General features: G+C 35.9%; 11 protein-coding genes. 7 read left to right on the forward strand and 4 right to left on the reverse strand.

Annotated features, from left to right (window positions below):
* Positions 1-202 precede the first annotated feature (202 nt).
* The 6 genes from C8N37_RS14055 to C8N37_RS14080 all read left to right on the forward strand — a co-directional run bounded on the left by C8N37_RS14055 (position 203) and on the right by C8N37_RS14080 (position 5,563).
* Complete coding sequence (locus C8N37_RS14055) at positions 203-679, forward strand: hypothetical protein (protein WP_108159459.1); 477 nt, start codon at positions 203-205, stop codon at positions 677-679.
* A gap of 8 nt (positions 680-687) precedes the next feature.
* Positions 688-1,146 (forward strand): hypothetical protein, encoded by a 459-nt coding sequence (locus C8N37_RS14060; protein ID WP_108159460.1) that lies wholly within the window; start codon positions 688-690, stop codon positions 1,144-1,146.
* 88 nt (positions 1,147-1,234) lie between these two features.
* The gene (locus C8N37_RS14065; protein ID WP_108159461.1) at positions 1,235-2,281 is read left to right on the forward strand and encodes an aminotransferase class I/II-fold pyridoxal phosphate-dependent enzyme; all 1,047 of its coding nucleotides are present in this window, start codon (positions 1,235-1,237) and stop codon (positions 2,279-2,281) included.
* 277 nt (positions 2,282-2,558) lie between these two features.
* A complete protein-coding gene (locus C8N37_RS14070; RefSeq protein ID WP_021189241.1) occupies positions 2,559-2,843 on the forward strand; it encodes an HU family DNA-binding protein in 285 nt (94 codons plus the stop codon).
* 18 nt (positions 2,844-2,861) lie between these two features.
* Complete coding sequence (locus C8N37_RS14075) at positions 2,862-3,692, forward strand: tetratricopeptide repeat protein (protein ID WP_108159462.1); 831 nt, start codon at positions 2,862-2,864, stop codon at positions 3,690-3,692.
* Positions 3,693-4,009: 317 nt separating this feature from the next.
* Complete coding sequence (locus tag C8N37_RS14080) at positions 4,010-5,563, forward strand: Rne/Rng family ribonuclease (RefSeq protein WP_094771799.1); 1,554 nt, start codon at positions 4,010-4,012, stop codon at positions 5,561-5,563.
* 60 nt (positions 5,564-5,623) lie between these two features.
* Here C8N37_RS14080 and miaA read toward each other — a convergent pair whose 3' ends face one another.
* The 3 genes from miaA to C8N37_RS14095 are packed head-to-tail and all read right to left on the reverse strand — an operon-like array spanning position 5,624 to position 8,387.
* Positions 5,624-6,526: a tRNA (adenosine(37)-N6)-dimethylallyltransferase MiaA gene (miaA, locus tag C8N37_RS14085; protein WP_244914429.1), complete on the reverse strand. Its 903-nt coding sequence runs from the start codon at positions 6,524-6,526 to the stop codon at positions 5,624-5,626.
* Entirely contained in the window at positions 6,523-7,695 is a 1,173-nt protein-coding gene (locus C8N37_RS14090) for a Gfo/Idh/MocA family protein (RefSeq protein WP_108159463.1), read from the reverse strand. Before C8N37_RS14090 ends, miaA begins: the two co-directional genes overlap by 4 nt.
* Positions 7,696-7,751: 56 nt before the next feature.
* Entirely contained in the window at positions 7,752-8,387 is a 636-nt protein-coding gene (locus C8N37_RS14095; protein WP_146171074.1) for a hypothetical protein, read from the reverse strand.
* A gap of 245 nt (positions 8,388-8,632) precedes the next feature.
* Here C8N37_RS14095 and def point away from each other — a divergent pair, with 245 nt between their 5' ends.
* Positions 8,633-9,214: a peptide deformylase gene (gene def, locus C8N37_RS14100; RefSeq protein WP_108159465.1), complete on the forward strand. Its 582-nt coding sequence runs from the start codon at positions 8,633-8,635 to the stop codon at positions 9,212-9,214.
* Positions 9,215-9,252: 38 nt separating this feature from the next.
* Here the strand turns inward: def and C8N37_RS14105 are convergent, their stop codons facing one another.
* Positions 9,253-9,864 carry a trimeric intracellular cation channel family protein gene (locus C8N37_RS14105; protein ID WP_045755165.1) on the reverse strand — a complete coding sequence of 204 codons (612 nt, stop codon included), beginning with the start codon at positions 9,862-9,864 and terminating at the stop codon, positions 9,253-9,255.
* Between the last annotated feature and the right edge of the window lie 978 nt (positions 9,865-10,842).

Genomic DNA, 10,842 nt, shown 5'->3' on the forward strand with positions numbered 1-10,842 from the left:
GGTATAATACTGTCAAAAGAATTGTGTCTTGATTGGTTTTGGAATGGATTCTTTTGTTTTATGAATTTTGTGGGAGCAGATCGCTATGTGGGGTACAAAAATGTAAAATGAGCTGTTGTTTTTTGTGGCTCAAGCAAAACGTTTTTAGACATTAATTGTTCTGATGATATTGATTAATGTTTATACTTCGTATTTTAGCTACATGAATATAAAAAGATTGACCATCATTTTTATTGGATTATTATCATGTTTTGGAGTATTTGCACAAAATAACCCACTACCAGCGCATAATAATTGGATATTTGGACCTTCTGTAGGTTATCAATACCAAAGTGGAAGTTTCTTGAAAGCCTCTGCTTGGGGATTATTTGCACCTAATGAAACGCAATATATGAAAATTGATGCAGGAGCAAATTTTACTTGGATGGGTGGCAAGATAACAGTTATCCCTGAATTGGGATTTACTTATTATGTCAATGACTTTATTTTACTCCCTTTTGTAAAAGCTGAATTGACACCCTATACGGTAACGCCCAAGGTTGGAATTAGCCTATTCTCTCTTATTGATTTTGGTGTAGGCTATGGCTTTGATTACCATACAAAAAAAGATTTTAAGCAGATTAAAGGTGTCAATTTATCTTTAGGTGTCAATATTCCCTTAAACTTTCATCTTTATTAAGCGTGACTATGAAGAAATTTGTTATTAAAGTGATTGGTGTTGCTTTATTCAGTATTTGTCTACAGGCGAAAGCGCAGGAAACCTTATATGGTCCTACGGTGAGTTACCAATACCAAAAAGGGAGTGCTATAAAAACTGGGGGCTATTTTGCATTCGCTTTTTTAGGCGAAAATATTTTGAAAACGGATGTAACAGCTAATTTCACCTGGACCCAGAGCAAGTTTGCTGTAATTCCTGAACTTGCTGTTTCCTTCTATCCACAGTCTTGGGTAGTTGCACCCTTTGTGCGGACAGAAATCACCCCGTATACCTTAACTCCAAAGGTGGGAATCTCGTTGGCGACTATTTTAGATCTGGATTTTGGATATGGATTTTCGACTGCTGATAAACAAGATTACCGTCCAATCAAGGGATTTACAGCTTCTCTACGTTTTAACATTCCACTCAACTACAAACTCAATATGTAGTTTTCCGTTTATCCATGATAATGGATAAACTAGCAAGTATCGCTACTTTCAATCCTAGCGATTTATATTTAAAGTGAAAGATTAAATAATGAAAGATTTTACGCATTTGCACCAACCGACAGGTCGGCTGATTCACGATCATGAAAAGGATTATCTTTTTTTTGGAGGAACAGCATACTTAGGACTGTTGGTCAATGAAGCATACATTGATTTATATAAAGAAGGTTTATCCAAGTACGGACTAAATAATGGAACCTCCCGCAATAATAACATACAACTTGATATTTTTGATTTGGCGGAGCATCGTGCTGCAAGTCGATTTGGTTTTGATGGCGCACTTCTAGTATCCAGTGGTTATTTGGCTGCGCAGATGGTTGTAAAATCCCTTTCTAATGGAAGAAAACTTCTATATGCTCCTCATAGTCATCCTGCGCTCTGGTTGGATACAAATCCGAACGTGGATGGAAATATGGACTCGTGGCTTCGCGAAATGGTACAAAAGATCAATGATACGAATGAGGATGATGAATTTGTTATCGTCAGTAACGCCATGGATAATTTGACTCCAGAACATTATGATTTCAGTCCATTATTAGCCATAAATCCAGATAAAAAGGTGATTTTGTTAGTCGATGATTCGCATGGAATTGGAGTGGTTCGTGCCAACAGCACTTCTATTGATCTATCCATATTTGATGATTCTGCAATTGAAGTTGTTGTTATTGCTTCATTGGCAAAAGGTTTGGGTACCGATGCAGGAATGATCTTGTCGTCCAATAAATGGATTGCAAGATTTCGGAAATCACCCTTTTTTACTGGCGCCTCCCCCGCTTCTCCCGCTTCGATGTATGCTTTTACACATTCGCAAGATATTTACATGTCCGAATTTGAAAAGCTTCAGCAGAATATCGAAATTTTCGCAAATTTAATTGGTGATCGTTTGAGCCATATCTCCAAATTTGCCGTTTTTAGTTCCAAAGATCCCGAGTTATATCAAAAATTAGTGCACAATGGATATCTCATCTCAAGTTTTCCATATCCTTTGGAAACTGACCCTCCTTTGAATCGAATCGTATTGAGTAGCCTACATCTGGAGGACGATTTAAAAAAATTAGCCCAGATAATTTGTACTTAAAAATAAAGTCATGGGCTTATCATTTGTTTCACGTGGAATGATAAAAATAAAATTAAAGGTTTGATATTCAGTAATAAAGTGTATTTTTGTGATTCTTTGAAAAATGAGTTTAGTGATGTAAAATGGCTAAGCTGTTGTAAATGATCTCCTTTAGAATAATTTTAAAATAAAAAAAATGGTTAAATTATTTCCAAACGTCATTTTAAAGAGATACTTTTGCAACCCCAAAGTATATTTGGTTAAAGGTTGAGAAATAAATAATTACAGTAAAATTGATATGACTAAAGCAGAAATTATTGCAGAAATCTCTAACAAAACTGGCTTAGAGAAGGTAGATGTTCAAGAAACCGTAGAGGCATTCTTCAAAGTGGTTAAAAACGCAATGGTGGGTGGAGAAAATGTATACGTAAGAGGTTTTGGTAGCTTTGTTGTTAAAAAAAGAGCTGAAAAAACTGCTAGAAACATTTCTAAAAATACAGCGATCATCATCCCTGAACATTTCGTTCCTAGCTTCAAACCAGCAAAAGTATTTGTTGAGAAAGTAAAAAACGGCAATAAATAATCTTAAAAACAGATTAAAATGGCGAAAACCAAACAGATTATAGTAGTAGGCGTGGTTGCAGCATTAGTTGCGGTACTATTTGCACAACCTATCAAAGGTTTGGTAAACGAGAAGGAGGAATCTGCTGAAACACAGCAACCTTCTTCTGAAATTAATTTGGAGAACATATCGTTAATGACAAAACAAGGATTAGATGCAAATTTAATCAAAGATATTTCCGATATTGAGACCCAAATTACAAAGTCATCTGGAGAAGAGAAGGTTTCTTTACTTCAAAAGTTGGCGGTAAAGTGGGACGATTTGGCAAAACCAGCTCCTCAAGGGTTCATTTACGAAGAGATGGCTAAAATTTCTCCGAAATATGAATACTGGTTGAAAGCAGGAAATTCATATCGTACTGCTTACACAAATTTACAAGACTCTACTTTAGCTCAAGCTTTGACTCAAAATGCAATTCGTTCATACGAAGCTGCTTTGAAATTAAACGCTGCTAGTTTAGAAGCGAAAACAGGATTGGGAGCTGCAATGGTCTCGGGTACAAATAACCCAATGGCTGGAATTGCTTTACTTCGTGAAGTGGTTCAGGCAGATCCAAAAAATGTAGAAGCAAACAAAACTTTGGGATTGTTTTCATTACAATCTCGCCAGTTTGATAAAGCGATTGATCGTTTCAAAACAGTTATTGAATTGAAACCAGATGCGGAATCTTACTTTTATTTAGCCACAGGCTATGAAAATATTGGGATGAAAAGTGAGGCGGTTGCTGCTTTTAAACAAAGTAAACAATTAGCTGCTGACCCTTCCCTTTCACAATTTATCGATCGTAAGATCGCTGAGTTGAGTAAGTAATTAATTTAGTTTATAATCATTTAAAAAAAATTAGCTATGCCAAGCGGAAAAAAAAGAAAAAGACACAAAATGGCTACTCACAAACGTAAAAAACGTTTAAGAAAAAATAGACACAAGAAAAAATAGTCTTTCTTGTATAAGACTTCTATAGTTTATTGCAGCATGAAAATAACGCAATTTTAGTATGGAAGTTTGATAATCTACACGTAATTTATTGCGTGTAGATTGTTTTTTTTTATAAAAAACGTTCTTTAAGGTTTAATCAGATACAATAGAATTAGCAGGGTATGCTAATCTGTATCGTAAATATGTAGCTGTTGGTAAAGGAATTAATTATTGATTCTACTCCTGAGAAAGGAGTTACTATTGCTTTGCTACAAGATAAGCAGCTTGTTGAACTAAATAGGGAAACGGTTAACAATAATTTTTCAGTTGGAGATATTTATCTTGGGCGAATCAAAAAAATTATGCCGGGATTAAATGCAGCATTTGTAGACGTAGGTTACGAAAAAGATGCTTTTCTCCACTATTTGGACTTAGGTCCTCAGGTTCAATCTTTGCTAAAACTTACTCGGATAGTAAAGAATGGCAGTTATCAAGAGAAACTGCTAAATAGTCTAAAACTTGAAAAGGACATCGATAAGGCTGGTAAGATATCTGATATCTTAAGCAAAAACATGCTTTTACCAGTTCAAATCGCAAAAGAACCAATATCAACAAAAGGACCTCGATTGAGCTCCGATCTATCTATTGCAGGTAGATTTGTCGTACTGGTACCTTTTTCAAGCGCGGTTTCCATATCCAAGCGAATCAAAGGAAGTAATGAGCGTACACGTCTCAAGAAGATTGTCGAAGGAATAAAACCTCCAAACTTTGGAGTTATTATCCGTACGGTATCGGAAGGAAAAGGTGTAGATGAATTACAGAAGGATTTATTGGATTTAATCTCTAAGTGGGAAATATTTACCAAGCGACTTCGGACAGCTGAACCTCCTCAAAAAGTATTGGGTGAAATGGATAGAGCCTCTACCATCTTACGCGATCTATTGACAGATGAATTTACACATATTCATGTAAATGATCCTGTGATATATGAAGAGACAAAATCTTATGTCCAAGACATCTCTCCTGATTTAGAAAAAATTGTAAAACTTTATAAACATAAAGAACCAATTTTTGACCATTTTGGAGTAGAGAAACAAATTAAAGCTGCTTTTGGAAAAACTGTTACACTACAAGGTGGTGCTTATCTCGTAATCGAGCATACTGAAGCACTTCACGTCGTTGATGTCAACAGTGGTAATCGTTCTGCTAATAAAGAGAACCAAGAGGATAATGCGCTCCTGGTTAATATGGAAGCTGCAAAAGAAATTGCGCGTCAATTGCGCTTAAGAGATATGGGGGGTATCGTTGTTATCGATTTTATCGATATGCATAAACCTACTCATCGTAAAGAGTTATACAGCTTTTTGAAAGATTGTATGGCAACGGATCGCGCCAGACACACCATACTACCTCCAAGTAAATTTGGACTAGTACAGATTACGCGTCAACGTGTTAGACCAGAAATGAATATTGTTACAAACGAGAAATGTCCCGCTTGTGATGGTACTGGTGAAATCCGATCAAGTATTGTCTTAATGGACGATATTGAAAATAATTTAAGTTTTATTCTACAAGAACAAAATGAAAAAGGAATATCACTATGTGTACATCCTTATATTGCCGCTTTTATTAAATCGGGCTTTATTTCAAAAAGAATAAAATGGTTTTTGAAGTTTCAAAAATGGATCAAAGTTGTTCCTGTCACTTCATATTATTTAACGGAATTCCACTTCTTTAATGCTAAAGACGAGGAAATCAAGTTATAATCGAAAGAAATTAAAAAGGGTTGATCCGCAAGGTCAACCCTTTTTCTATTCATAACAATCCTAATCTATCCAATTGATCGTAATGCCATCTTTTTCCATTTTGCGGAAATAAGTCATCTGCCGTTTGGCATATCGATGTATTTCTGTCTCCAATTTCTTATAAAAATCAGCATAGTTTAACTCGCCCAAAAGATATTTAGAAACATACTTATATTCTAGACCATAATATTGGAGTTCTGCATGACTAATACCTGAAACTAATAATCCTTCTACTTCTGCTATAAGCCCTTCCTGTATACGCTGTTTTAGCCGGTTGGATATTTTCTCCCTTCTTAGTATGACATCCGGATTTAATCCAATAACCAATGAATCTAGATTTTTATTATTCATGGGCGCTAATGAATGATGTTTTAGCCATTCTAGAATTTCTATTCCACGGATGATTCTTTTTTTTGTTGAGAGGTCTAAATAAAGATCTGGTGGCTTTTGGTATTTTGATAATCGAGCAAGCAGCTCTTGCTGATCAAATTGATATAGCGCTTCTTTAAATCCTGGCTCACTTGGTATCTGAGCATACTTGTTACCTTGAAGGACACTTTGAATATAAAGTCCTGTTCCTCCGCATAAAATAATACGCTTTTCCTGAAACATCAAAGATTCATAAACGCGTTGAAAATCTTCAATAAATTGACCTAAATGATATTTTTCTCCAGGCTCGCAGATATTAATAAGATGATGTGGAATATGGTCATACTCGGAAAGATCTTTACCAGTTCCGATATCCATACGGCGGTATACCTGACGGGAGTCAGCGCTAATGATTTCAGCATTTAATTCTTTCGCTATTTTGACCGCTAAGGCTGTCTTTCCAGAAGCTGTAGGGCCTAAAATCACAATTACTTTCTCCTTGGGCAATGTGGAAAGAGCCAAAGGAGAAAGTAATGTTTGTTGTTTATCTATCACACAACAAATTTAGTCCATTTTTCAGAACCATTATTGTTATTGACAACATTTTCTATAAAAGCCATACCGCGTACACCTTCGTGCACCTGAGGGAAATCTTGCATTTCTGCAGTTGGAGTATTGCCTTCTAATTTTGCAGAAACGGTTTGAGCAAAATTACGGTAAATATTACCAAACGATTCTAGCAATCCTTCTGGATGGCCTGCAGGGATACGGGTATTGTGACCTGTAAATGAACTCAATTGATTTGGACTGTTGTAGCTATTTCCTGTACGGAATACTTGACGTGGCTCACCTAACATTTTTATGATTAAGTTATTAGGATCTTCATTTGCCCATTCCAAACCGCCATGCTCACCATAGATCCGGATTCTTAATGCATTCTCTTCTCCGGCAGCAATCTGTGATGCCCAAAGCATGCCTTTGGCTCCATCTTCAAAACGTAATAAAACAGAACCATCATCATCCAAATGTCTACCTTCTACAAAAGTAGTTAAGTCAGCACATAATTCGGTGATTTTTAATCCTGAAATATATTCTGCAAGGTGAGCAGCATGTACACCGATATCACCCATTGCTAACGATTTTCCTGATTTTGCAGGATCAGCGCGCCATGCAGCACCAGCATTCCCTTCACGTTCGGTCAGTTTACTCAACCATCCTTGAGGATATTCGACAACGATTTTTCGAATTTTACCGAAATGACCTGCTTTTACCATAGCTTTAGCTTGTTTTACCATTGGGTAACCCGAGTAAGTATGTGTTAAGCAAAGTGTTTTGTTTGTGCTTTTTACAATATCTTCCAAAGATTTCGCTTCCTCTAATGTCAGTGTCATTGGTTTCTCAATAACGACATTGAATCCATTTTCTAAAGCCATCTTAGCTGGCGGATAGTGCATGAAATTAGGAGTAACGATTGTTAGGAAATCCATGCGTTCTCCTTCCGGAAGTTGACTTTCTTTTAAAATCATCTCCTCATAATTTGCATAACAACGGTTTTCTGGAATGAATAAATCTTCTGCAGACTGTTTGTTGATTTCAGGGTTGATACTGAATGAACCACATACAAGTTCGATTTTACCATCCATATTTGCTGCAATACGGTGTACGGCGCCAATGAAAGCATCATTGCCACCTCCGACCATACCCATTCGTAGTTTTCTCTTCATGTGATATATTTTAATTTTTTCTGTTTAGATTAATTGACAAGATACAAAAAATGATTTTATTTTATAAATAGAATCATCTTAAGGCTACCTAAATTTTCCTTCAAATAGCCATTTGGAAATTCCTTTTGTAAATTTTGGTATTGTTCGTCATCACGAATTAAAGTTCTAGAGGTACCATTTACCCAAAATTTGAGCGGATCAAGTTCAGATTTTTTGACGAAGCCAATTTTTTCCAATGTCGACTCTTGACTCCAGTCTTTATCCGTGTATGTCATAATATCTTGAGGATTGAAATCAGTCACAAAAGCCTTGATTAATTTGCTGATCCCTCCTACTACATTATAACCAAGTTTATTGCAGAAACGTATTAATTCAAATGAACGGTAATTTTCAATATGTAATTCAGGCATCTTCCTCCCGCCACTAAATACAGCTAAGGAAATAAGTTCACCATCTAAAAACAAGCCATAGCGATATTTTCCGGGCATTGCCCCTTGTAGGTGATTTTCTTCTAAAAATGCGATCGTATTTTTCTTATCGACACGAGCAACAACAGTTTTTCGAGCGTAAGCCTTTTTATGATGGAGTGCTAAAGCCAGGATTCTTTTTACAATGATATCATATTTACTGCGCAACATATCTTCATCAATATGAACTATTTTTTCATTGTGTTCGCAGATTCTTTTTGTCATATTAGATCCATACAGATGAATGGCAAAAGGAAGGTCCCCACCTGTTATTTTGGTAAATAAAGGCGATTTTTGAGATATTAAAATCTCAGAATCGAAGTTCTTTTGTAGTACATCACAAAAGCTTGTTAATATTTGATGGTATGGATCTATCATTTCGGATAACAAAAATATGATTTATTGCAAACAAAGTGTGGTTTTCGATTGAATTTTAATGCTTACCTTTGTTCTTCAAAAAAAATAAAAGTATGAAACTTCCAATTGTGGCTTACGGAGATTCAGTATTACGTAAGGTAGCAGATGAAATAGATGAAGATTATCCAAACTTGAAGCAGTTGATTGCTGATATGTTTGAAACCATGTATGCAGCAAATGGTGTGGGGCTTGCTGCCCCACAGGTAGGTTTACCTATTCGTCTTTTTGTAATCGATGCAACTCCATTTGCAGAAGATGTTGAAGAAGAAAAAGAGATATTACGATCTTTTAAAAAGGTATTTATCAATCCGATCATGGTTGAAGAAACGGGCGAAAAATGGGCTTTTAGCGAAGGTTGTTTAAGCATTCCAGATATTAATGAAGATGTAATGAGGCATCCGAATATTAAGATTAATTATTTGGATGAGAATTTTGAGGAACATGAGATTGACTTGACGGGCTTAGCTGCACGTGTTGTACAACATGAATATGATCACATCGAAGGTAAATTATTTACTGATAAATTGTCAACGCTAAAGAAAACAATGTTGAAAGGTAAATTGGATACCATTTCTAAAGGTATGATTCGCGTAGGATATAAAATGAAATTCCCTCTCCAAAAGAAAAAGCGCTAATTAATATTAACGCTTTTTCTTTTATTCGCTAATGCTCTTTATCCACCCACTATAGGTAGAGAGAATTTATATTTTACTGCTAGGATGCGCACTACAAATACTAAAAGTGCACTCAAAAATGCATTTATGCTTTCATTTACGCCGAAAAAAGGCAGCGTGACAAAAAGGATAGCTCCCGATAAACAAGCCGTTGCGTATATTTCTTTTCTAAAAATTAACGGATTTTCATTCATCAGTGTATCACGTATTACTCCTCCCATCACGGCTGAAAACATACCCAATATCACCGCTGCAATCGTAGAGCTTTCGTAAGTTAATGACTTTTGTACACCAACGATCGTAAAAAAGGCAATACCCATAGCATCGAAAAGAGTCAAAGTTCGAGAAAATTTATCCAGTTGATCATTGAGTATAGCAGAAAGAAAAACGCCTATTAATATAGCAATTAAGTAATTGCCATCATCAACCCAAATAGGTCGAAGGTTTAGAAAAACATCTCTTAAAGACCCTCCTCCTATAGCGGTAACGAAACCGGTAAAGGTTGCTCCGAAAATATCAATTTTTCTACGATTTGCGGCCATAGCTCCTGAAATAGCAAAGAGCATCGTACCTAATAAATCAGTATAATATATATAATCGGTACCTGTCATTTATCCGCATTGAATGATTTAACTATTTGTCTGTAAAGTTATGATTTTTTATAAAAAAAATATGTTTGTCATGTTATAGTCGATTTTCCATTTAAGTTATTAATAATCAATACAGTATAGCTGTCTTGATTTTATGTTCTATACTTTTTTTTCTCTACTTATCTATAATGCACGCGATATCTGATTATTTATCGAGTTTATATATGTTATACTCTACTGGGGAGTAATTATATCTATAATAGAAAAGGTATTGCGGTATTCTACAAAATTATATCAAATGATATATGGATTCCTTCCTTAGAAGTCATACCAATTTCGTACCAAATCCTGACCAACTTCGTATTTAATACGGGTATAGTAGGGGGATAACAGGGGGTTTATAGGGGGTTAGTAGGGGTATACCCCTACTAACCCCCTATAAACCCTAAGTAATAGCTGGCATATTCCCCGTTTAATAGTTAAGTTAGTATGTAGTTGGTCAGAATTTGTCTCTAGGATCTGGTATATATTAATAAAGTAACGCAGTGACCGAGTGACGCAGTGATGTAGAGACGGAGTAAAGCAGTAACATAATAAAAGGGTAACGCAGTGATCGAGTAACCAAGTGACGGAGTAACGCAGTTACGGAATAAATGATTAAAGAAGTAACCAGGTAACATAGTAACGAAGTAACCGAGTAACGCAGTATTCGTCAGATGATCTAATATCTGGACAAGGTGACGGGCGTGTCCGCACAAAGATGATCCCAGACAAATTAACATATGATCCATACCAAAAGGTAATCCATATCCGACCCTGCATGATCATCAGGTGGCATCTGGATAAATTATCGCTCACATTTCTAGCCCTTTATCGTGTTATGGTAAACTATTTCCGTAAAAGGTTAGGAAGTGAAGGATAAAAGTTCCTATCTTTGCACCACTCCGCAAGGGAGGAACGGCTGATCCGAAAGGGGAAGCACTGAAAAAAGAAGGGTTT

This window comes from Sphingobacterium faecium (assembly GCF_003054045.1).
GTDB classification, from domain to species: Bacteria; Bacteroidota; Bacteroidia; order Sphingobacteriales; family Sphingobacteriaceae; genus Sphingobacterium; species Sphingobacterium faecium.

Bases quoted from the DNA above. Each gene is read 5' to 3' on its own strand.
- C8N37_RS14090 (WP_108159463.1), bottom strand. From the start codon at position 7,695: ATGAAGAGAAAACTACGAATGGGTATGGTCGGAGGTGGCAATGATGCT.
- C8N37_RS14095 (WP_146171074.1), bottom strand. From the start codon at position 8,387: ATGACAAAAAGAATCTGCGAACACAATGAAAAAATAGTTCATATTGAT.
- def (WP_108159465.1), top strand. From the start codon at position 8,633: ATGAAACTTCCAATTGTGGCTTACGGAGATTCAGTATTACGTAAGGTA.
- C8N37_RS14060 (WP_108159460.1), top strand. From the start codon at position 688: ATGAAGAAATTTGTTATTAAAGTGATTGGTGTTGCTTTATTCAGTATT.
- C8N37_RS14105 (WP_045755165.1), bottom strand. From the start codon at position 9,864: ATGACAGGTACCGATTATATATATTATACTGATTTATTAGGTACGATG.
- C8N37_RS14070 (WP_021189241.1), top strand. From the start codon at position 2,559: ATGACTAAAGCAGAAATTATTGCAGAAATCTCTAACAAAACTGGCTTA.
- C8N37_RS14065 (WP_108159461.1), top strand. From the start codon at position 1,235: ATGAAAGATTTTACGCATTTGCACCAACCGACAGGTCGGCTGATTCAC.
- C8N37_RS14055 (WP_108159459.1), top strand. From the start codon at position 203: ATGAATATAAAAAGATTGACCATCATTTTTATTGGATTATTATCATGT.
- C8N37_RS14075 (WP_108159462.1), top strand. From the start codon at position 2,862: ATGGCGAAAACCAAACAGATTATAGTAGTAGGCGTGGTTGCAGCATTA.